We start from the raw sequence: 22,255 nt of genomic DNA on the forward strand, positions 1-22,255 counted from the left end.
GCGTGCTGTCTGTTGGACCGGTGGAGCGAGCAGTTAATTCGCGGGCATCCACGTGTTGTTCGACCGATCGATATCCGGGAAGTGATGGTCGGCGTCAATGACCACCGACTGCACCGATGAGGGATCCACGTTGACTGTTGTGGTTGCGGATGTGCGCCCGCTGAGCCACACGTCGACGGGAATCTCGCGCTCCACCGTTGAGCCGTCGTTCATCTTGACGGAGAGCTGCACGGGCATAAAGGCACGTCCCTTGTCCTCCACGGTCACTTCCAATCTGTCGCCTCGGGGTGTGACCGAAGCAACGGCGTGATCGAGCGTCCACGTTTCGTAGTAGTACGACGACCAGAACCAGTCGAGGTCGCGGTTGCTGACCCGCTCGAACGTGTTGAAGAAGTCGGTCGGGTACGGGTGCTTGTATTGCCAGTCGCTGAGGAACGACCGGTAGGCTTCGTTGAACGTCTCCTCGCCCAGCACGCCGCGCAGAGCCACGTAGAGGGTCGCCGGTTTGCGGTAGGACGCGATGCCGAAGTCCTGACCCGAGTAGTGGTAGTTCGACCAGCGCATGATCGGTGCGTCTCCTCCGTTTTGAACGAAGCGAACGTAGTCATCGCGATCCGAGGCGATGGCGTCCGACTCGTTGAAGTAATCGCCTCGCGCCATGTTTTCGTTGAACGACGTTGTGCCCTCATCCATCCAGGAATAGCGGCGCTCGTTCGTGTTGACCATCATGGGAACCCACATGTGGGCGAGCTCATGGGCGGTCACCGCGTACAGCATGCGTGCCGAATTATTTCGATAGTCGCCCATGATCGTCATCATCGGAAACTCCATTCCTCCGCCGATGATGCCACCGCCCTCGACGGCGGACATGTGCGGCCACGGGTACGCGATGCCCATATACTCGGAAAAGTAGGTGATCGCGTGCTGCTGATATTTCGTCACCTCCGCCCATTTCGGTGCGGACTCCCGCCAGAACGTATGGATCTCTGTGTAGTCCGTCTCGCCGTCATCGTCGAGGCCGCCCACCTCCGTACGGGCGGCTTCCCAGTAGCCTTTCGTCAGGCTGAATGCGACGTCGCGAACCTGTTCGGCCTGAAAGGTCCAGGTCAGCTGTCCATTGTTGCCCTCAGCGGTTACGCGTTGACCGGGCTCCGCGATCATTGTCGGCGAGTCGCTCTGAATTGCAGCGGTATACCGTTCGAATGCGTCATCGCTCAGCACCTGATTTGCGTTTTGCAACTTACCGGTGGACTGAACGAGCCACTCCGCCGGTGCGGAGATCGAGATGTCGTAGTCTCCGAAGTCGGAATAGAACTCCGCCGTCCCCAGGAAGGGGTCCGTCATCCAGCCGACGACATCGTCGTAGACCGTCATCTGCGGGTACCAGTATGCGATGAAGACAAGGTCGTCTCCGTCGTATCCCATGCGCCCACTTGCTCCCGCCTGCGGGATGGTGAAGCTGTAGTCGATTTCGATCGTCGTCGTGCCAGCGGGGCGGACCGGGGCGGTTGGGGCGATCACCAGATTCGTGTTTCGAACGATGTATCGGGGGCCTTCGACCTGTTGGCGCGGGCTCTCGACTTCGGTTGCACTCGCTCCATTGACGGCCACCCGCTCGAGTTGAATGCCGCCGGTTACCTCTGAGATCGTATTACGCTGAACTCCTTCCTTATGCAGGTTTTGAGCGAGTTCGACGAAAAGCTGTCTGAGCGTGTCCGGCGAGTTGTTGGTATACGTGATGGAGGCGGTGGCCTCAACGCGCTTTTCTTCGGGGTGAACCGATGCATCTAGGTCGTAGGAGACGTCCTGGGTCCAGTACTTTTCGCCCGGGTGTCCCGTGAGCGTGCGAGCACCCGCCTCCACAGCGTCCATGAATCCTGACGCGGGGTCCGGTGGATGCGGGAGGGGGCGGTTGGATTGCGAGGTGACCTCCGATGGAGCGGGAGGCGGCGAAGGCGGTGATGCGGTCTGCTGGGTCTGATCGGCCGCGTTTGGCATGGACGAACAGCCGGCCACGAAGAGCGTCGCGGCAACCAGAAGGGGAAGCCAGCGGAAGCGGGGCGTCATGATGAGAAGACGGTTGGGGAAGAAGAGCGTTGAGGAAACGTACGCTAGGTGATTCGCGCGACCGTGGACGGTTGTTTCTGGTCGAAAACTTACGGCTCTGGATAGTCGATCATCGGAGCCCCAATGTCCTCGTTCTCCCGGAGGACGGACATGTTCGGCATGATCTGATACGAGAGAATGTGCCACCTGTCGTTCTCAAGGCGAAGGAGAAGGATTTCTGAGAAGGTGCCGAGGTCGTATTCGCCTTCGATTAAGAGCGAAACAAATGGGCCGCCGTCGAACGAGTCGACAGACGGACGAAACTGCGGAAACGGATCGTCCCGGCTTGTGGGCGGATCAATGTACTCTCGGGCGGAATCAAGCTCGGCGACAAAGTGCTCTCGGGAAATGAGCCGCGGTAGTTTCCCCTCCAGACGGTCGTAGGCTGCGCCGAAGTCATTATTGTCGACGAGCGCCAGAAAGCTTCGAGCGGTGTCAGTGGCTGCTGCTTTTGCGGCATCCTTCTCGGCGTCCGTGTACGTCGCAGCCGGGGTCGAGTCGGTATTCTGAGCGAGAGCCGGAGGGGTGGCTGTCAGCAGCAACAGAAGCATGAAACCGGCTACGGCTACAGCTTGGCGAAGACGAGTCGACAATCCAGATTGCATAGGCATAGGCGGTTTTGTGTCTGCTTGATAATGGACTTAATGTTGGGGCTTCGAGAGCGTGCCAGTAGCAAAACGTTTGTTACCGTAGCTTGCGTCCGAGGTGTGTTTATAAGTTCGACCGTGTACCCGGGAACGCGATACCACTCCGCGTGCATACAGAAAAGGCCGCATGCTGGATGCACGCGGCCCTTTCGTTGTCGTCTTGCTGTTTACCAGGCTCAGTTTTGTCCCGACGCACTTGATCCCGCGGCGGCGTGGAAGGCTGACAGCTGGTCGGCGCGGGTCCACAGTGAGAGAGCCTGCTGGAACGTCGGATCGACGGAGTTAAAGATCGGGTACATAGCGCTCGATCCGTAGAGCTGACGGGCAACATTGCCCTTCAGATGGGTTCGGACGTATTCGCGAGCACCCTCGGCCTCCGATTTCGGGAAGATGGCCTCGCCCCGATTGACGGAGTCTGCGTTCGCGGTGAGGGACATGCCCTTCTCCTCGGCGAAGGCCCAGAAGGAGTCGACGACGGCATTCGGCACCGTGTAGCTGGAGGCAAATGCGTCGGGTTTCTCACCCCAGGCCTCTCGGATTTCCGTTTCGTGCTTCGGGAACCAGTCGATAATGAACGCCAGGGTGAGGCCCGATCCGGAGACGAACCGCTCGATCGAGCTGGTATCCGGCTTCACAACGAAGTCCGGAAGGATGCCACCGCCGCCGAAGACCGTCCGGCCGTGGTCCGTCTCGTACGCCAGCGAGTCTGGAATGCTATCCTTGTACTCGCTCGGGTTGAAGAGCGCCTTCTCGTATGAGTCGAACTTCTGGTCGTAGTAGTCTTGCTTGTTGCCGTCTTCGTACGGCGTCTGGATGAGGCGGCCGACCGGCGTGTAGTACCGGCCCACAGTCATCTGCAGCAGGCTGCCGTCGTTGAGTTCGAACTGCTTTTGCACGAGTGCTTTGCCGAAGGTTCGCTCGCCCACGAGTAGAGCGCGATCGTGGTCCTGAAGTGCGCCGGCCAGAATTTCGCTTGCAGAGGCCGAGGCGCGGTTGATCAGCACGATGACCGGTTGCTTCTCGAAGCTGTCGCCGCCGGTAGCGCGATACTGGTTGTTGATGCTCGGCTCTCGACCCTTCGTTTCCACAATCATCATCCCGCGACTGAGCATCTCGTCTGCGATCTGAATGGCGGATTGCATGACGCCTCCAGGGTTGTTTCGGAGGTCGAGAACGAGCCGCTCCATACCCTGCCCTTCGAGTTCCCTGAGTTTCTTCATGAACTCGTCGTAGGTGGTCATCGCGAACCGGTCGATCTTGATGTAGCCGGTCTCGCCGTCCACCATGTAGGCGCTGTTGATCGAGTACAGCGGGATTTCCTCCCGTTTGATGGTGAACTGAAAACGCTCACCCACGCTCGGGCGGTAGAATGTGACGTCTACCTCGGTTCCGACCGGCCCCTTTAGGCGCTTCTGGATCCCGGTCGAGGACAGCTCCACGGCAGACGAGTCCTCGATCTCCACGATGCGGTCCCCGGCCATTACGCCGACCCGTTCACTCGGTCCGTCGGTAATCGGCTTGACAACGCGCGCCGTGTCGTTCGTAACGTCGAACATGATGCCGATGCCCCCGAACGAGCCTTCATAGCTCTGCCGAACCTCCGGTACCTCATCGGATGGGATGTAGCTGGAGTGCGGGTCGAGCTTCTTCAGCATGCCGCTGATTCCTTCCTCTGCGACCGCTTTGGATTCGACAGGGTCGACGTACTGACGATTGATGATGACGAAAGCGCGCTCAAGCTTTTTCAATTGCTCGAATGCGTCGCCGTCGGAGACGTACGAGTTCAGCGATACGCCCATCACCGCGCCCAGCAACACGAGGGCGACAGCAGGGAGGATGTAGTACCGGTGCGTGCGCGTCATAGAGTCGAAAGTGCGACCCGGAGGGTCATTAATGGCGATAGCTTACGTCACGGTGAGCGGTCAGCCGGAAGAAGTGAAGTCTGACGCGGGCGTGTCGATAATGACGACAAGCGGCTTGGCGTTTCCGCCGCATGCATCGTCCAGACGAACGACCGGGGTCCTGGCATCACCGTGTCTTTAGTATTTCGTAACCCGCGCTTTGTTGCACGGCACGTCGGCTTCCGTGTGGTACGAGGCAGAACGTGACACGTCCGTTCCGCTCTGGCAAATCCGTCAACGGGACAATCTGGTCGTCACGTGCGACAACGGATTCATGCCGTTCTGCAAGGTGTCAGGACGATAACCTGTTTGGCGAGCAGCCTGGGGCACTCAGGGGTACAGACTTCATGGCAGTCGTCTTCGCGACGCCCGCAACTGTGAGGCATCGCGGATCTCATTCATCGTGTCTACGTCATCCGTGTCAAACGATGACCTTGGGCCGTACCTGCGATCTCGACCTTCTGTCCTTACTTCTTCGCGCTCCATCCTTGAAACAGGTTGAGAACGATTCGTACTGGGCAATTGTACATCAAAGCAAGTGCCAGGTCTTGCATTTTGCCAAAACCAATCACGGCTTCGAGCGGGCCAGGGCGATATTCGCAGACACTGCAATCGCTAAGAGTGAACGCTGTCTCCTGGTTACAGCTCGCCCGAACAGGTCGAGTGATCCGAGGCATCTCCTCCTCGTCAACATCCATCCACTATGTTGCACGCACCTACTGTTGCTGACGATACCGTTCGGCGATACTACTACATTTACGACAGTCGAACCGTTCGTACGCTTGTGATGGATCGAGTCACGGGTGACGAGTTTCGCTGGGAAGAGGACGTTCGGCTGCCGCTTCTCGAGCACATGGTGGCTCGCCGATCAGAGCGTTATCTTCGGCGGTTTGCGCTGTGGTGTGCTCGTCAGGTGATGCCGCACGATGTCCGAGCACAGACCGAAGAGGCCGGTCATGGGGATACGCCGACAGACATAGCCCGGTACCTGATCGCTGCGGTGCAGGGCGACCTCGACAGCGGGGGCATTACCGCATGCCGGGACGAAGCGCGCCAGACGACCGTTGATGCTGTGGTACATGCGGCCACGATCGGACTTTCGCAAATGAATCCAGAGGCCGCGCGCCTCCTCTCCGCCCAGTCGTGCACGCACCCAGATGCGACGCAAGCTGCTATGGATGCTGCGCATATGGCCGAGCGGTACGCTGAATTTGTCGCTTTTCGTCGACGCGAAGAGCATCATGATCCATCGCGTGTTCCGACGCCGGGTGAGGCGGTTCGCAACATGCGACAGCGGCAGATCGACGCGATCCTCGATCATTTGATCGAAGATCTTGGCTAGCCCGCGGAACCGAAGGAACCGGTCGTCGCTCCGGCTCTACATCAGGAGCACGACGGCATGTCCGATGCATGCCGACCGCATCTCTGCCTTCCATCTGTGTCTCTCGTCAATTATGCCTCTCTTCGTATCCATCGTTCTGGATGGTGTGGGCGTAGGTGCCCAGCCGGATGCCGACGCCTACGGCGATGTCGGCAGCAACACGCTTGGCCACGTCTGTGCGGCCCAGCAGCCGGATCTGCCGAATCTGCAGCGCCTCGGCCTCGGCAATATCGCCGAACTGGAAAATGTAGAGCCGACGGATGAGCCGGAGGCTCTGTTCGGTCGGATGCGCGAGGTCTCTGCCGGAAAGGACAGCACCACAGGGCACTGGGAGCTCGCCGGACTGCGGCTCGATGCCCCGTTCCCGACATACCCGGATGGGTTCCCCGACGAGGTCATCGACACATTTCTGGAGGCGACCGGATGGGACGGCGTTCTGGGCAACCGCGCAGCCTCCGGCACGAAAATCGTTCAGGAGCTGGGCACGAAGCACCGCGAGACCGGCTACCCGATCGTTTACACGTCGGCGGACAGCGTCTTCCAGATCGCAGCTCACAAAGACGTGATTCCGCTCGACCGGTTGTACGAGCTGTGTCGCATCGCCCGTGAAGACGTGTGCGTCGGAGACCACGCCGTAGGGCGGGTCATTGCACGCCCGTTCGTCGGGACGGAAGGAGAGTACACCCGCATATCATCCGAGCGAAAAGACTTCTCTCGACGGCCGGATGCGCCTCCTGTCCAGGATGTGCTACAGGAAAACGGCGTTCGCACAGTGTCGGTCGGCAAGATCTACGACCTCTTCGCACGAACCGGTTTCGACACATCGATCAAGACGAAGTCCAACGCTGACGGAATCCGATCGACCATTGATCAGATCGAAGCCTACGCGGCCGACCCCTCGCCGACGTTCGTTTGGACGAACCTGGTCGACTTCGATCAGGAGTATGGCCACAGAAATAATCCAAAAGGCTTTGCGGACGCTCTTGAGACGTTCGATGCAGCGCTACCGGACATTCGCGCGGCGCTACCGGATGATGCTCATCTCGTGATCACGGCCGATCACGGCAACGACCCGACGACGGCGAGCACCGATCACAGCCGGGAATACGTCCCGCTACTGTACGTCGCGCCCCGCGGACCCGCATCCGGCGAACGGGATCTCGGTCTTCGGCCGTCGTTCAACGACCACGCGGCCACGATTGCGGACGTTTTGGGTGTGGACTTCGAGACGGAAGGGACATCCTTCGCGGTCGTGAACCAAGCCGCAACGCCGTAATTTGCTCAATACTTCGGCGTCGTTACTTGTCGCCCTCATCGACGAGGGGGACGAAGCGGAACGAGTGGAATTCCTCCAGTTCGAGGTCGTGCGGGCCGGTTCCTGTTTTCCTGATCAGCGTCATCGTTTGTCCGCCTGATCCTCCAACGGGGATCACCAGTCGGCCCGCGCGGTGATCATCGTCCGCCGCCCGAAGTTGCTTGATCAGGGCGTCCGGAATGTCCACAGCGCCGGCCGTGACGACAATGCCATCGTACGGGGCGAAGGATGGCCAGCCTTTGGTGCCGTCCCCGTGCTTGGTTGTGACGCGATATCCGAGGTCATCGAGCAGAGATCGCGTGCGCTGGAGAAGAGGTTCGTGACGCTCGATCGAGAACACGCGGGCACCGAGTTCGCAGAGGACGGCGGCCTGGTAGCCACTACCTGTACCGATTTCAAGGATACGGTCGTGCTCTCGCACCTCCAGGAGCTCGGTCTGGTACGCGACGGTGAAGGGCTGCGAGATCGTCTGATTGAGTCCGATGGGTAGGGCCTCGTCGGCGTATGCCCTCGGGCGCATGGCATCTTCGACAAACAGATGCCGCGGCACCGCATTGATCGCCTTCAGCACGCGCTCATCCGAGATGCCGCGCTGACGGAGTTGGTCGACCAGTTGCTGGCGCTGTCGGCGAAACTTGCGTTCGTCGCGAGACTCAACCATAAAAGAAAGAAAAGAAGGAAAGGTGCTGGGAGAGTGGGATTGAGTCGCCGGGACGATCGGTAACTCAGGACAATGTACGGTGGATCACGTGAAAGACGCCACGCTGACCCGTTAACGTGGAAACCTCTCGGCTGTGTCAGGCAGGGACGCGTGAGCGGGGCGACGGTGCCGAGACGCTGGGCGATTCGACGGACAGGGCGTTCGAGAGGTACGTTTGCAGCTCGTCCGTCGTAATATTTGATATGAGCGCTCCATCGCGCGAGACGCTGATGTTACCTGTCTCCTCGGAGACGACCACGACGAATGCGTCCGTCTGCTCCGTCAGGCCCACAGCGGCTCGGTGACGAAGGCCCAGTTGGGGGCTGAGCTTCATACTCGTAGACACCGGCAAGATGCAACGTGCAGCTTCGATCCGGCGACCACCGATGATCACCGCGCCATCGTGCAGTGGGTTCTGTCCGTAAAAGATCGTGAGCAAGAGGTCACGCGATACGTCGGCCCCGAGGGGTTCGCCCGTCTCAATGTAGCTCCGCAGCCCCGTCGTGCGCTGAAATGCGATGAGCGCGCCCGTCTGAGTGGACGCCATTTCTTCGACTGCGCCCACGGTTTCTTTCACGACTTCGCTCTGATCCGAGGAGGTTACGAAGCGACGCACGATCGGGTTTTTTCCAAGAACGAGGAGCAGCCGGCGGATTTCTGGCTGGAAAATTACGATAACCGCCAGGAGGAACACCTGGTTGAAGTAGTTGAAGACGGTGCTCAGAACCGTCATGTCGAATGCCCAGACGACGCCCTGGACGACGAAGAGCGCTAGCAGACCGACGGCGATCTGCACCGCGATGGTTCCCCGCATCAGCCGGTAGAGCTGGTACAGGATGAACGCGACGAGACCGATCTCGACGACATCTCCGAACCCGAGCCTGAGAATATCAAAAAGAGTCAAGGGCGGGATACCGGACGTGTGAGATGGTCGAGGAAGAAGGGATTATGTTGGACCGATAACCCGACCGAGCGTTTCACGGTTACCCGGCTGTCATAGGGTCGTTATTGTTACACGTCGCTTACCGGCAGCACACAGGGGAGGGCGTCAGCGAAAGCAGTGCTTGCGCGTCTAGCGATGGCGCAACTAGCTCTGTAGCGTCGCATGCATCGCATGGAGCATTTCGAGCGTAGGCTGAACGTCATGCGTGCGGATGATCGTCGCTCCGCGGAGGAGAGCAATGGCGGTTGTACCCAGCGCGCCGAAGAGACGTTCGTCCGTTCCGACGGGCTCGTCCTCGGAGCCTAAGAGTTTTCCAAGAGCCGACTTTCTGGAAATGCCCGCGAGTACCGGGAATCCGAGACGTAACAGGTCGTCGATGTGATTGATCAGGTGCAGATTTTCCGACACCGATTTCCCGAACCCGAAACCAGGATCGGTGACGATATGGTCAACCCCGGCGCTCTGTGCCGTTTCGATTGCGGACCTTAGCGTGCCGAAGACGTTTTGGTCGAGATCGTCGTAGTCGGGGCGTTTGGTGAGTTTGCCGGGCGCACCAACGGAGTGCATCAAGATCAGCGGTGCGCCAACGTCGGCGGCCACGTCGGCTGTCTCCGGGTGATGGCGAAGACCCGTTACGTCGTTGACGATGTGAGCACCGGCTTCGAGGGCCGACTGTGCCACGTCCGGCTTGTAGGTGTCGATCGAAAGGACGGCTTCAGGGAAACGCTGGGAGATCGCGTCGATCACAGGCACGACGCGGTCGATTTCCTCTTCTTTGTCGACCGGTTCTGCGCCCGGGCGGGTCGACTCGCCGCCGATGTCGATAATCGACGCACCCTCGGCGAGCATCTCGGCTGCACGGGAAACGGCCGCTTCCACGGTGACGAATTGCCCGCCGTCAGAGAACGAATCGGGGGTTGTGTTTAGGATGCCCATGACGTGCGCCCCGTGCGGCGGTGCTCCGGGCCGCAGGTCGAGTTCGTGTCCGCGAGCGTCGATAATGAAGCGGTCGGCAGGGTAGTCGGCGGAAGAGAACGACATGGTGGAGGAGTTGAGAGCGCTGGGCGAGTGGGTGTTTCGATCGCTCTGTGCCCTGTGGCTGCATTTTCTCGATGCCGTTGGCAGCTTGATCGAGCGTGTCTTGCTTCGGGCCGTTGAGACGGGCCGGAATGAACAAGGGAGGCGTGCAGAAGGAAAACAAGGTATGCCTGAACTTTTCAGACGGAAAAGAATACATAAGCGCGTGTTCAGCCTCACCCCGGTGATCCGTTTTGGCAGAAACTTTTTGCGGACCGGCCTATCTTACGGCGTCTTTTTTGAAACGAATGCGTACAGCGCATGCATCCGAGTATCGAGGTTTTGATGCCCGAACCCCTTCATTGTGCGAGAAGAGTCGCTCGTTCGGCCCGTCTCGCCTTCGTGGCAGTATCGATTCTCTAATCGCGATCGTTTTTGCATCGCTCCCTCATGCTCGGGAGTGTTGAGCCGTTTTGACGAGTCCCACACGTATCTGCCTCAATGAACGACGCACTTCGCTCCGTTCTTCGCCGCCTCGGCCCTCTCGCGAAGGTTGAGTCTTTTAAAAAGGAACCGGTTGCCACGCAGCGCCGCCTCTTGCGATCGCTGCTGAAGCGTGCCGCCGACACCGAGTGGGGGCGCTCGTACGGGTTTGCCGACATTGCCGACGCGGACAACGTCGTGGAGGCCTACCAGGAGCGCGTTCCGCTTCACACCTACGAAGATATTCGCGAAGATGCCACGCGCGTCCGCCGCGGTGCCGCAGATGTAATGTGGCCCGGTCGCATTTCAAACTTCGCGGTTTCGAGTGGGACCGTCAGTGACGGGAAAATTATCCCGGTGAGCCAGGAGATTATCGACAGCAACCGTGCGTTCAGCATGGGTACGGGTTTCAACTACCTGGTGAATACGTTTAACATCCAGTTGCTGCTCGGGAAGCATTTGACCTTGCCCGGTCGGATCGATGAGGACGAAAACTTTCCCGGCACGCTCGTCGGCGAAATTAGCGGATTGCTTGCAGAGAATGCACCGGGGTATTTCCGGGCGATCTTCCAGGCTGTTCCGAACGAGGTTTCCTTCATTCCGAACTGGGAGGAGAAGCTTCAGAAGATCGCGGACCGGACGGTCGATATGGACATCCGGCTCCTCGTCATGGCCCCCACGTGGGCGCTCGTTCTCTTCGACAAGCTCATCGACACGTACAACCGACGGCACGGAGCATCCGTGTCGACGGTCGGTGAGGTCTGGCCCAACCTGCAACTCTTTATCGCCGGTGGCGTCGCCCTACGGTCGTACCGCGACCTGCTCGACGCCCAGATTGGGATCGACATCGATTATCTGGAAACGTACGGTGCGTCGGAAGGCTTCTTTTCGTTCCAGAACGAGCTCGACGACCCGTCGATGCTGCTTCACCTGGATAACGGCGTCTTCTACGAGTTCGTCCCGGCGGAGGAGCAATACACCGACAACCCCACGCGACTCACCATCGAGGACGTGGAGCCGGGCGTTCGATACGCACTCTATATCACATCCTGCAGCGGGCTCTGGAGTTATGACGTTGGGGACGTGATCCGCTTTACGAGCGTCGACCCCTACAAAATTCTTGTGGCCGGTCGAACCAGCGAGATGCTCGATAAGTATGGAGAAGCGGTGTTTGGAGACGAAGCGCGAGCCGCACTGAAGCACGCGTGCGAACAGACCGGCGCCCACGTCTCGCACTATCACGTCACGTCGCGCACCGTTGAAGACGGCGACCTGCCCGGACATCAGTGGCTGGTGGAGTTCGAAACCGCCCCGTCCGATATTACCGTCTTTGAAGAACATCTCGACATTCATCTGCAGGACGTGAATCGACACTACCAGATTCGTCGAGAGGCCAAGGCATTTGCCGGGCCCTCCGTCGACGTTCTGCCTGAAGGTGCGTTCTATCAGTGGCTTAAAGCCACGAAAGACAACATCAGTGGTCAGACGAAAGTCCCACGGATGAGTGAAGAACGAACCGTGGCCGAGGAAATTTTAGACGTTCTCGGTATGAAACGTTGACTTTGGCCATAGGATGAGCGAATATAATCCGTTTGGCCCGGAACAACACGTTGCGTAACTCGTGGTGAGTTTGCGGTACGCCGAACGGCATTTTACAGCCCTGTTACTGGTTTGACGGCCTGATCATCTCGGGTCGTTCTCATCGCCTCCTTCCACGGGGCGAGCCGGCTCGTCACCGGCCCCGGAAGCAGACGGCTCTTGCCTCTGAACGAAAGCCAGAGGGTGAGGCCGAGGAAGGGACGAAGGACGCTCTTCCGCTGTGCGCTGCCCTGCTCGAACGGAGGTCGCCCCGTGCGTCCTGCACCGGACGGATGTGGTGAGCAGGCTCGGCTTTTCGCTTTGTACCCGGTCATGCGCATGCTCTCGTGCGCAGACCACTGTCCTTATCGCTTACGCTATCGTCACGACAGACCGACAGGAGCCATATGTACGTTCCGCGCGAGCAACGGATGCTGGATCAGTACCTCCAAGAGATTGGAAAAATTGACCTTCTTGAGCCGGAGGAGGAGGTTGAGCTGGCACGGCGCATCAAAGAAGGAGACGAAGAGGCGCTACATAAGCTGTGCCGCGCCAACCTTCGCTTCGTCGTCTCCGTCGCCAAGAAGTACCAGGGGCAGGGCCTGTCCCTTTCAGACCTCATCAACGAGGGGAATTACGGCCTTATCAAAGCAGCCAAGCGCTTCGATGAGACCCGCGGGTTCAAATTCATCTCGTACGCCGTCTGGTGGATTCGCCAGGCCATTCTGCAGGCACTCGCCGAGCAGAGCCGCGTCGTCCGTCTCCCGCTGAACCGGATCGGCACCATCTCGAAGATCCGGAAGGCCAGCGCCCGGCTTCAGCAGGAGCATGAGCGCAAGCCGAATATCGAGGAGCTTGCGGAAGAGCTTGAGATCGATGTTCGCAAGGTGCGCGAGGCGATGCAGCACACGTCCCGCCATCTCTCAATGGATGCGCCTTTCAACGAAGAAGACGACAACAGTCTTCTCGACGTCCTGCCGGATGAGGAGAGCGACAATCCGGATGACGAGATGATGGGCGAGTCGGTGAAAATCGACATCGAGCGCGCTCTCAGCATGTTGCACGACCGCGAGGCGGAGATCACTCGACTGTACTTCGGGATCGGCCGCGAGCACCCGCTCACCCTCGAAGAGATCGGCAAACGGTTCGACCTGACCCGTGAGCGCGTCCGCCAGATTAAGGAGAAGGCGCTCCGGAAGCTACGTCAGCGTCACCGGCGTGAAGATCTGCAGACGCACATCGGATAGTTTCTCGACGAACCCCCGACGACGATTTGATCTAACGGCTACGATTGCGTATGACTTGATATGGCGTTCGGCGTGGACGCTCGCTCGCCCCGAACGCATCGCTGCAAAGCGTACATACCGGTTGAAGCATCCAGAGGGACGTCAGCCATGTGGCTCGATGTCCCTCTTTTTTTGACGTTTCATCGGCACGTGCGCGAACGGATATCACGGTGTTGACTCGTCGTCGCCGTTGGCGGAGGAGCGTATACTGTCGGAAGCAGCCGCACGAAGGGCCTGGAGCCGAATCATGGCAGAGGAGTCACCGTGTGCTGCGGCGCGACGAAGCCACACCATGGCAGAGTCTGTATCGGGCGTCGTCCCGTAGCCATCCTGGTACAGGAACGCGAGAAACGCTTCTGACGCTGCGTGCTCCTCCTGGGCCGCGCGACGGGCGAGGCGAAAAGCACGAGAATGATGGCCCGACTCGAAGCGCGCGACGGCCAGGCGGTACTGTGCTTCGGGGAAACCAAGATCCGCGGCCGCTCGCCAGTGGGAAAGCGCCGATGCTGTATCTCGCGCCACGCCGTATCCGCGGTACAGCATTTCGCCCAGTAGAACGTGAGCCTGGGCAGACCCCGCTTGCACCGAGTCCCGAAGCGCACCAGCCGCAGCCGAAAACCACTGCTGGGCCGCCGCCGTGTCGCGGTCGACGTACGCGATGGGGGAGCCGTCGCTGGATTTGAACGCCCCGGTTCGTAAAATCAATGCGAGCTCATACATAGCCACGGGGTGCCCACACTGAGCTGCGCGGCGATACTCAAACATCGCTTCTTCGAAGCGACCCGCATCGGCATGCTGTTTCGCCGCGTGATACGATTCCGTGGGAGCGGGGTCGGAGGTGCAGGCCGCGATGAAAACGATCCCGATCAGAGCACTCAGCAGTCCGACGGGAAGAAAAACCGGGAAGGCTTGGGGCGAAGTCAGCATCACGAGGGGGAGTGGTGCGCGTCTGGTCTATCCTCGAAAACTCTTGATGGATGTGGAGGATTCAGATCCCGGTGGGTGGATGCAGTCTACCGATCGCATTTGAGCTATCGCACATGTACATTTTCGGCATGCGGCGACATTTTGATACCCATTACTCCGGTCCGCCACGTGGTAGCAAAAACTGAGCAGAAGCATAACCAAGGAGCTGATCGCGGGTCGGGACTGGCGCTCCCGGACATTCCGGGAACCGACGCTGGCGCGCATCTCGCTCGCCGGGCGGTGAGCCTGGCGTTTGCCATCTTCGGGGTGATGGTGGGTGCGGGCGTTCTCGTGGGACTTTTCGTCGAGATCGACATCACCGTTGATGCTCCCGGCACTATCGAGCCGGCGGTCGTCCAGGCGGTGAGGAGCCCGGCATCCGGGGTCCTGGTGGACGTTCGCTTTGCTCCGGGCGATACAGTTACCTCGGGCGCCATACTCGCGCGGCTGGAGCCCCACGACGCAAGTGAGCAAAGGACGACGCTCCGCTCGTCAATACATGGCGTCGTGCGCAAACCGGCGATGCCCGGATCGACGGGGCAGGTGGTCGAGAGAGGGGAGGCGGTTGCGGAGGTCGCGAGCATCGACCGGTGGCGCGCCGACCTGATCGTCGGGGAACGCGATGTTGGCACCGTTCAGATCGGGGACGAGGCGAAGGTCGATGTCATCGCACTGCAGTCCGAGAAGAAGGACCTGATACGCGGGACGGTGACATCCATTTCTCCCGAGCCCACAATGATTCAAAGCGATACAACTGCGATTGCCGATCACGGTGCTGAACGTGGGTACCGTGTCACGGTACAGCTGGACACGAAGGAGATGGCGGCCACGTCCGATCGGCAGCTTCGAGACGGCTACTCCGTCACCGGGAAAATTATTACGCGTCGAGGGCGAATCTTGCCTCTCGTCTGGCGTTATCTCCGTCGGAGTGCCTAGAGCGAAGGGCCCGGTAGGACCTCCTTCCTACTCGACGAAGCGCTGAATCGTAGCCTGCAGTTCCTCCAGCTTGAAGGGTTTCGACAGAACGGCTTCGACATCCTTAACGGCCTTGTCCGTTTCCGTATACCCCGTGAGTAGGATCACGGGGAGCCCCGGGACGCGCTGGTGAATGATCTGCGCAAGTTCGGCCCCGGTCATCTCGGGCATGCCGAAGTCTGTAAACACGATATCGTAGGTGTTGGCATCGATAAGTTCGAGCGCTTCGGCGCCGGAATCGGCCAGATCGACGTCGTGTCCCTTCAGTGAAAGCAGTTGCGTGACGATCGACCGCACCATCTCCTCGTCGTCCACGACCAGGACGCGCGCGGCGTCGGCAGGGGTTTTCTCTGGCTCCTTCTTTTCGGGAAGTGTACCGCCCGAGGGAGGAAACGTGATCCGGAACGTCGTTCCCTCGCCCGGTTCCGTGTCGACATGGATCTGGCCCTCATGCTCCTGTACGATTCCATAACTGGCAGCGAGACCCATGCCCGTGCCCTTGTCGCCTTTCGTTGTGTACAGCGGCTCGAAGATGTGGCGCTTCGTCTCGCTCGTCATGCCGATGCCCGTGTCTTCGACCTCGACGCAGACATTTTCGTGGCGGTCCGTGAACGAAGCGACGCGGAGCGTGCCTCCTTCGGGCATCGCCTGGACGGCGTTGAGGATCAAGTTGACAAATACCTCCCGAAGCTCGGATGGGACACCCTGGACCGGCGGGACCTCTTCGTGATCCTGTTCGATCGAAATCTCGATGCCCTGCCGCCGCGGTTCGTTATACCAGTACGGCTGGGTGAGCGTGACCGAATCTTCGAGCAGCGTGGGCAGGTCGACCGGTTCGAAATGGGCTTGCGTATCTCGACGGATGTAGCGCTGTAATTTTTCGATCAAGGCCGCTCCATCCTCGGCGGCCTGCTCGATGGTCGACAGTGATCCACGGATGGAGTCGGCCGAAAGCTCGTTGCTTGCTCGCTCCTTGAGGAGTTCAATGTGACCGATGAGGCCGCTGAGCAGATTGTTCAGGTCGTGCGCGACTCCCATCGTCATGCGGCCGAGCGCCTCCATGCGGTGACGCTGCGTCTGGCTAATCATCCACGACGACGGCTCGGCCATGACTTCACCGGACACCGTCACGGCCGAAATCACGCGGTCGTCGTCCGTGTCTTTACCGCTGTAAACTGGGACGAAGTGGAGTAGAACGGGAAGGGGTTCATCTCGCTCCGGGGTGGCTGCGGAGACGATCTGGTTTGTGACCAGCGTGCCGGTCGCAGCCTCGAGGACCGCGGCATTCGCAATTTCCTGATCACTCTCAGCGAGTTGGCTCCAGGGCTCGTCCACGGTGCCGAGTACGGATTGCCAGGCACTATTGCAGTGCGTGGCTTCTCCCGTCGGAGCGCAGGTCGCAACGAGTAACTCGGTTTCTACGGTAGGTAACATAAGAAGTCGCCAAAACGAGATGGAGCGATGACGCGCAGGTTCTAAGCTACGACGAGGTGGCGAAAAATCAACCGTCGTTCGGTCTCCGCGTCTGACTTTTTTTGTTACTCCGCGTAGAATGCGGAGCGAGGGTTCACGCGCAATCCGAACGTAGGCCGTGATCTCGACGGCACTCTTTCGTACAATAATAAAACGGGATTCGCTGGGCCGAAGGTTGATCGCCGCTCCGTCCGCCATTAATCTTGGAGGACGGGTGCTGGAACACTTTCGGTGAAGCTGGGGTGCGCACCGCGCGCCGCCGGTCGACACGACGGAGCCGGCTTACCCGCCTGAATTGGTTTTGCTTTCCGAACGGACTTCGATACGCACCATGTGGCACGACAACATTCTGGGCGCGATCGGCAATACGCCGCTCGTTCGAATAAATAACGTCGTTGAAGGTCTCCCTTGCACCGTGCTGGGCAAGGTGGAATTCTTCAACCCAGGCGGCTCGGTGAAAGACCGGATCGGTGTGACGCTGATCGAGCGTGCCGAGAAAGAAGGCAAAATCGAACCGGGAGGGACGATCATCGAGGGCACGAGTGGCAATACGGGTGCAGGCCTTGCTATCGCCGCCATCGCGAAAGGCTACAAGTGCATCTTCACGACCACAGACAAGCAGAGCCAGGAGAAGGTCGACGTGCTTCGCGCGCTCGGGGCTGAAGTACTCGTCTGCCCGACGAACGTGGAGCCCGACGACCCGCGCTCGTACTATTCTGTGGCCCGACGCCTGGCGGAGGAGATTCCGAATTCGGTCTACCTGAACCAGTACGACAACAGCGCCAACCCGAAGGCTCACGTCGAGACCACCGGACCGGAACTGTGGAAGCAGACCGAGGGACGCATCACCCACTTTATCGCTGGAGCCGGAACGGGCGGCACGATCAGCGGCACGTCCCGCTACCTGAAAGACCAGAATGAAGACATTCAGGTCGTTGGTGTAGATCCGATGGGCTCCGTCTTCTACAAGTACTTCCATGAGGGCGTCTTCGACGAAGACGAGATCTACCCCTACTTCACGGAAGGAGTCGGTGAAGACATCCTGCCGGAAAACATGGACTTCGACGCGGTCGACGACTTTGTGCAGGTGGACGACAAGTCGTCGATGCAGATGACGCGTCGCCTCGCACGAGAAGAAGGTCTCTTCGTCGGCCAGTCGTGTGGCATGGCCATGGCCGGTGCCATTCAGTGGCTGAACGATCACAGTGCCGAACTCTCGGAAGACGACGTCGTGGTCGTCCTGCTGCCTGACTCCGGCTTCCGGTATCTCTCAAAGACGTACAACGACGAGTGGATGAAGAACCACGGCTTCCTGGAGTCGCGTCCGGAGGTTACGGCCGATGAGGTCGTGAAAGCGCGTAAAGCGCCGAGGACCGTGATTTCTGCTGCCCCGGATGACACCATCGGCGACGTGATCGAACGGATGACCGAGCAGAGCATCTCACAGGTGCCCGTCGTTGACGGCGACGATGTGGTTGGAAGCGTCACCGAGTCGCGTATCTTGAATCGCCTCGTCGAGAGTCCATCTGCACGGGATGAGCCGGTGCGTACGATCATGGGTGACCCGTTCCCCGTCGTACCGGCATCGCTTCACCTCAACCATCTAACGTCCTATCTCGAAGGCGACACCGGGGCCGTGCTCGTGGAACGCGATACTGGCTACACCGTGGTCACCAAGAGCGACCTGATCAGCGCACTCGCGCGCATGGGACGGAACGGAAACGGTTCGTCCTAACCCTTCGAGTTCCGTCGATGGTTGCATCAGCGCCGGTTCGAGATCTCTCGAGCCGGCGTTTCTTTCTTGAGAGGTGACGTCCCAGTTTCGCAATTGAACAGGACGTTCGTTTCCTTCAAGCTGTCGCATTCGGACATTTTCATTCCAACACGCTAGACCTCACTGATGGAAGACTTTGGCGCCCAGCAGGACCCGCAGGAAATGAATATCGAAATTGATGAGGACACGGCCGAGGGCACATATGCGAATCTCGTAATGGTGTCCCATACTCCGGAAGAGTTCGTGATTGACTTCATCCGAATGGTGCCCGGTGTGCCGAAAGCGAAGGTGAAGCATCGCGTGTTGGTTACGCCGAGCCATGCGAAGCGAATCCTTGCTGCTCTCGAAGAAAATGTAGAACGGTACGAGAACGCCCACGGCGAAATCGACCCACCCGATCATCCGGACCGCCCGATGAACTTCGGTGGGGGCGTCGGAGAAGCCTGATACGTGAGGGGATAACAGTCACGGTGCGCAGACGGGCGTGACCATGAATCCGGCGCTCTCCCGCCGCGGAAACGTCCAGTATGATGTGGCTACTGGTCTCAGCGCGCAAGCAGGCGTTGAGCGGAGCCGGTTTGGCTGTTCCGGCGGATTTTGCGACGGTGCGGATGTGTCGTATACTGCGACCGGGATCGCCCTGGGCATACGCTATGGATCGACCACGTCCGGTGGTCCTTTCGGTCGCCTTGGGGCTGTTGACCACACGCTCTATGCAGAAGCAAACCAGGGCACATACGAAGAAATCAGCGACGGAGGGCTCGGGTTCGAAATGGGAGGGGGATACGCGATTGCGGTACCGCCGAACGTGTATCTCACACCCGGCGTCGCATACACGCGCTGCAGCGTAGAATCGGCCGATGGTGTAAGCAGTCCGGTTGTCGTCATGGTTCGTCGGATCGGTGTTCGCTACGCATTCTGAGACACGACATGGTAGTGTCTGGTGCACGACCCTACATGAAAAAACGTCTCGCCACGAATTGTGGTCGGGACGTTTTTTCGTTCATTTGGCGTTGGTAGCAAACCGCCGCAGCGATAGAGAAGAGGAGTGCGTGCGGTTGGCCTGTCGGGGACGAAGCCCCGTTATTTTCGCGTGCGCCACAGAACGATGACAGCGATCGCAGCAAAAGCAACATGCGGAAACCAGGCGGCGAAGGCCGGCGGGAGCGTCCCCGCGTAGCCGAAGGGCTCTGCAAGCTTCTGTAGAGCGAGGTACACAAATGCTGTGAGTAGGCCGATGGCAAATCGGGAAGCTTGTCCGCCGCGCCGTCGCACGGCCGCGAGGGGGACACCGATCATGACGACGATCAAATTAGCAAACGGGTACGCGTATTTCGTGTAGTAGGCCACGAGCGGGCGCCCGAGATGGCCGGCACCCGAGCGGCGCAAGGCGTCCAGGTATTCAGCAGCGACCGGGATCGTCATTGCTTCCACGTCCCGTTGCGTGCGTGCGAAGTCGCGGGGGAAAACGTGTAGGGTGGTATCTGCAGTTCCAGCTTCCTGTTCGCGCGTCATGCCCGTGTCGTCGAACCAGCGCCTCGTCACGGAATGCAGCTGCCACGTCTCGGTGGAGTCGACCCAGACAATGCGGTTCGCATCCACACGATACTCGAGTTGCGTAGCGTTTTTGAACTGCTGAATGGAGACGCGGTGGCCGGTGTTGTCCCGGCGGTCGTAGTAGCCGACGCTGATGATGGTGTTCGGGCCATTCTGACGGTGCACCTCGCTTACGTCGACGGTACTCGAACTCGGGTTCAGGTACTTGTTGTCGTACGCGACGACGGTTTCGTTGGCCTTTGGTACGATCCACCCATTGAAGCCGAACATCGCGACGGTGACAAGGAGGCCGACGCCGAGGTAGGGGACCATCAGACGGTAGAGGGACACGCCGGACGTCTGTAGGGCTGTCAGCTGGAGTTCCTGAGCGAGTTTACCGGTATGATAGATGCACGCCAGAAAGAGGGCGAGCGGCGACGTGAGCCGGACGATTTCCGGGATGTAATTCGGATAATAGACGAGGAAGACTTCCTGGAGTGTGGCGCCACGATCCAGGAAGTCGTCACTGTACTCGACCCAGTGCAGGACGATAAAAAAGATAATCAGCGCACCGACAAAGAGAACGAATCCCTTGATCAGGCGAGCAGCGATGTGGCGTTCGAACCGCGTCAATGGAAGGCGCAGAAACGATGGAATGGAGCGGATTACCTCATTACGCAGGAGACGGAGGCGGGTTTTGACCACCCGGCGAAGGACGCTTACGGAACGGGGAATCGGCGTGGTTTATCGTTGGGCAGCCCCTTTCGGTGCGTTCACACAGTAGTGGGGTCGCGTTCTTCGCGTCTCACGTGGAAACGTTGGGAAGATTCGAGGCTGCCAAGGGGCATGGTAGATTCTTTGTCATAGAGCACATACTTTACTCGCCCGTTCCCTGATCACGCAACACGTCCCGCGTTCATGAAACTCCACGAATACCAAGCGAAAGACATCCTGAACGAGTACGGCGTAGCGGTCCAGCCGGGCGTCGTGGCCGAGTCGGTCGACGAAGCCGTTGAGGCCGCCAAGAATCTTGAGGCTGAAGGCGCAAGCATGTTCGTCGTGAAGGCCCAGATCCATGCTGGTGGACGCGGGAAAGGCGGCGGTGTGAAGCTGGCCCGGTCGGTCGAGGAGGTGGAAGAGCACGCGTCCAACATCCTCGGCATGACCCTTAAAACGCATCAGACGGGGCCGGAAGGACAGCTCGTCCGCAAGATCCTTATTGTGGACGCGGTTGATATTGAGAAGGAGTTCTATGTTGGCGTTACGCTCGATCGCGAGAAGAGCATGAACGTCATCATGGTCTCCAGCGAAGGCGGCGTCGAGATCGAGACGGTCGCGGAAGAGACGCCCGAAGCGATTCACAAAGCCTGGATCGATCCAACGATCGGTCTTCGCCCGTTCCAGGCCCGCCGTCTCGCGTTTGCTCTTGGTCTCGAAGGCAAAGCATTCAAACAGGGCGTCCGCTTCATTATGGCGCTGTACAAGGCCTTTGAGGAAACGGATTCCACGATCGCCGAAATCAACCCGCTCGTGCTTACGGGCGATGGCGATGTCATTGCCGTCGATGCAAAAATCAACATCGACGACAACGCGCTCTTCCGCCACGACGACATCGCGGCGATGCGCGACATTCACGAGGAAGATCCGACGGAGGTGGAGGCTGGAGAGCACGGCCTCAGCTACATCAAGCTCGACGGAAACGTCGGTTGCATGGTAAATGGCGCCGGGCTCGCTATGGCGACCATGGACATCATTAAGCTCGCCGGCGGGGAGCCAGCGAACTTCCTGGATGTGGGTGGATCGGCCAATGCGGAGACGGTTGAAGCAGGCTTCCGTATCATCCTGAAGGATGAGAATGTCGAAGCGATCCTCGTCAACATCTTCGGAGGTATCGTCCGTTGCGACCGTGTCGCGAAGGGCGTCATCCAGGCCGCCAATAACGTGGACATCACGGTTCCACTCATTGTTCGCCTCCAGGGCACGAACGCCGAAGAAGGAAAGGCTCTCCTTGACGAGAGCGACATTGAGATCGAGTCGGCGGTCCTGCTGAAAGAAGCTGCCGAGAAAGTCCAGTCCGCCATCGGTGTCGCATAACGCCGAAGGCCTGCAGGTTTTTGGTGCCGCTTGGCACGAGAAAGAAACGCACCGCCCCGTTCCAGGGCGGTGCGTTTTTT

19 protein-coding genes are annotated in these 22,255 nt (G+C 59.4%); 9 read left to right on the forward strand and 10 right to left on the reverse strand.

Translation table 11 applies throughout. The annotated features are described in order from the left end of the window. Nucleotides 1–33: 33 nt before the first annotated feature. The 3 genes from CRI94_RS07385 to CRI94_RS07395 all read right to left on the reverse strand — a co-directional run bounded on the left by CRI94_RS07385 (nt 34) and on the right by CRI94_RS07395 (nt 4,615). Nucleotides 34–2,067: a M1 family metallopeptidase gene (locus tag CRI94_RS07385; protein ID WP_098075037.1), complete on the reverse strand. Its 2,034-nt coding sequence runs from the start codon at nt 2,065–2,067 to the stop codon at nt 34–36. Between the two features lie 89 nt (nt 2,068–2,156). Beyond that, a complete protein-coding gene (locus tag CRI94_RS07390) occupies nt 2,157–2,717 on the reverse strand; it encodes a DUF4019 domain-containing protein (protein ID WP_143815330.1) in 561 nt (186 codons plus the stop codon). A 212-nt stretch (nt 2,718–2,929) separates the two neighbouring features. Next, on the reverse strand, nt 2,930–4,615 hold the full coding sequence (locus CRI94_RS07395; protein WP_098075039.1) for a S41 family peptidase: 1,686 nt from the start codon (nt 4,613–4,615) through the stop codon (nt 2,930–2,932). A 742-nt stretch (nt 4,616–5,357) separates the two neighbouring features. On the opposite strand from CRI94_RS07395, the gene CRI94_RS07405 reads away from it, so the two are divergent. After that, nucleotides 5,358–5,996, forward strand: coding sequence for a hypothetical protein (locus CRI94_RS07405; protein ID WP_098075041.1), 639 nt, complete (start codon nt 5,358–5,360; stop codon nt 5,994–5,996). A 112-nt stretch (nt 5,997–6,108) separates the two neighbouring features. Then, complete coding sequence (locus tag CRI94_RS07410) at nt 6,109–7,311, forward strand: phosphopentomutase (RefSeq protein ID WP_179862197.1); 1,203 nt, start codon at nt 6,109–6,111, stop codon at nt 7,309–7,311. Nucleotides 7,312–7,333: 22 nt separating this feature from the next. Here CRI94_RS07410 and CRI94_RS07415 read toward each other — a convergent pair whose 3' ends face one another. The 3 genes from CRI94_RS07415 to folP all read right to left on the reverse strand — a co-directional run bounded on the left by CRI94_RS07415 (nt 7,334) and on the right by folP (nt 10,034). Then, on the reverse strand, nt 7,334–8,011 hold the full coding sequence (locus tag CRI94_RS07415) for a protein-L-isoaspartate(D-aspartate) O-methyltransferase (protein WP_098075042.1): 678 nt from the start codon (nt 8,009–8,011) through the stop codon (nt 7,334–7,336). A 136-nt stretch (nt 8,012–8,147) separates the two neighbouring features. Next, complete coding sequence (cdaA, locus tag CRI94_RS07420; RefSeq protein WP_098075043.1) at nt 8,148–8,954, reverse strand: diadenylate cyclase CdaA; 807 nt, start codon at nt 8,952–8,954, stop codon at nt 8,148–8,150. A 183-nt stretch (nt 8,955–9,137) separates the two neighbouring features. After that, nucleotides 9,138–10,034 (reverse strand): dihydropteroate synthase, encoded by an 897-nt coding sequence (gene folP, locus CRI94_RS07425; RefSeq protein WP_098075044.1) that lies wholly within the window; start codon nt 10,032–10,034, stop codon nt 9,138–9,140. Between the two features lie 477 nt (nt 10,035–10,511). Here folP and CRI94_RS07435 point away from each other — a divergent pair, with 477 nt between their 5' ends. Further along, a complete protein-coding gene (locus CRI94_RS07435; protein WP_098075046.1) occupies nt 10,512–12,053 on the forward strand; it encodes a GH3 auxin-responsive promoter family protein in 1,542 nt (513 codons plus the stop codon). 92 nt (nt 12,054–12,145) lie between these two features. On the opposite strand, the gene CRI94_RS17485 is transcribed toward CRI94_RS07435, so the two are convergent. Beyond that, complete coding sequence (locus tag CRI94_RS17485; protein WP_143815331.1) at nt 12,146–12,406, reverse strand: hypothetical protein; 261 nt, start codon at nt 12,404–12,406, stop codon at nt 12,146–12,148. Between the two features lie 72 nt (nt 12,407–12,478). On the opposite strand from CRI94_RS17485, the gene CRI94_RS07440 reads away from it, so the two are divergent. Then, entirely contained in the window at nt 12,479–13,318 is an 840-nt protein-coding gene (locus CRI94_RS07440; RefSeq protein WP_098075047.1) for a sigma-70 family RNA polymerase sigma factor, read from the forward strand. 204 nt (nt 13,319–13,522) lie between these two features. On the opposite strand, the gene CRI94_RS07445 is transcribed toward CRI94_RS07440, so the two are convergent. Continuing rightward, entirely contained in the window at nt 13,523–14,284 is a 762-nt protein-coding gene (locus CRI94_RS07445; RefSeq protein WP_098075048.1) for a tetratricopeptide repeat protein, read from the reverse strand. Nucleotides 14,285–14,452: 168 nt separating this feature from the next. Between CRI94_RS07445 and CRI94_RS07450 the strand changes: the two genes are divergently transcribed. Continuing rightward, nucleotides 14,453–15,259 carry a beta-barrel domain-containing protein gene (locus CRI94_RS07450; RefSeq protein ID WP_179862198.1) on the forward strand — a complete coding sequence of 269 codons (807 nt, stop codon included), beginning with the start codon at nt 14,453–14,455 and terminating at the stop codon, nt 15,257–15,259. Nucleotides 15,260–15,286: 27 nt separating this feature from the next. Here the strand turns inward: CRI94_RS07450 and CRI94_RS07455 are convergent, their stop codons facing one another. After that, nucleotides 15,287–16,732 carry a hybrid sensor histidine kinase/response regulator gene (locus CRI94_RS07455; RefSeq protein ID WP_245846110.1) on the reverse strand — a complete coding sequence of 482 codons (1,446 nt, stop codon included), beginning with the start codon at nt 16,730–16,732 and terminating at the stop codon, nt 15,287–15,289. Nucleotides 16,733–17,102: 370 nt separating this feature from the next. Between CRI94_RS07455 and CRI94_RS07460 the strand changes: the two genes are divergently transcribed. From CRI94_RS07460 to CRI94_RS07470, 3 genes are all read left to right on the forward strand, one after another. After that, on the forward strand, nt 17,103–18,506 hold the full coding sequence (locus tag CRI94_RS07460) for a cystathionine beta-synthase (protein WP_098075051.1): 1,404 nt from the start codon (nt 17,103–17,105) through the stop codon (nt 18,504–18,506). A gap of 165 nt (nt 18,507–18,671) precedes the next feature. Further along, the gene (locus CRI94_RS07465) at nt 18,672–18,992 is read left to right on the forward strand and encodes a DUF3467 domain-containing protein (protein ID WP_098075052.1); all 321 of its coding nucleotides are present in this window, start codon (nt 18,672–18,674) and stop codon (nt 18,990–18,992) included. 85 nt (nt 18,993–19,077) lie between these two features. Further along, a complete protein-coding gene (locus CRI94_RS07470) occupies nt 19,078–19,467 on the forward strand; it encodes a hypothetical protein (protein WP_143815332.1) in 390 nt (129 codons plus the stop codon). Between the two features lie 161 nt (nt 19,468–19,628). Here the strand turns inward: CRI94_RS07470 and CRI94_RS07475 are convergent, their stop codons facing one another. Then, a complete protein-coding gene (locus tag CRI94_RS07475) occupies nt 19,629–20,786 on the reverse strand; it encodes an LptF/LptG family permease (RefSeq protein ID WP_245846111.1) in 1,158 nt (385 codons plus the stop codon). Nucleotides 20,787–20,999: 213 nt separating this feature from the next. Between CRI94_RS07475 and sucC the strand changes: the two genes are divergently transcribed. Next, entirely contained in the window at nt 21,000–22,175 is a 1,176-nt protein-coding gene (gene sucC / locus CRI94_RS07480; RefSeq protein WP_098075054.1) for an ADP-forming succinate--CoA ligase subunit beta, read from the forward strand. The last annotated feature ends 80 nt before the right edge of the window (nt 22,176–22,255 follow it).

Source organism: Longibacter salinarum (assembly GCF_002554795.1).
Classification (GTDB): Bacteria; Bacteroidota; Rhodothermia; order Rhodothermales; family Salinibacteraceae; genus Longibacter; species Longibacter salinarum.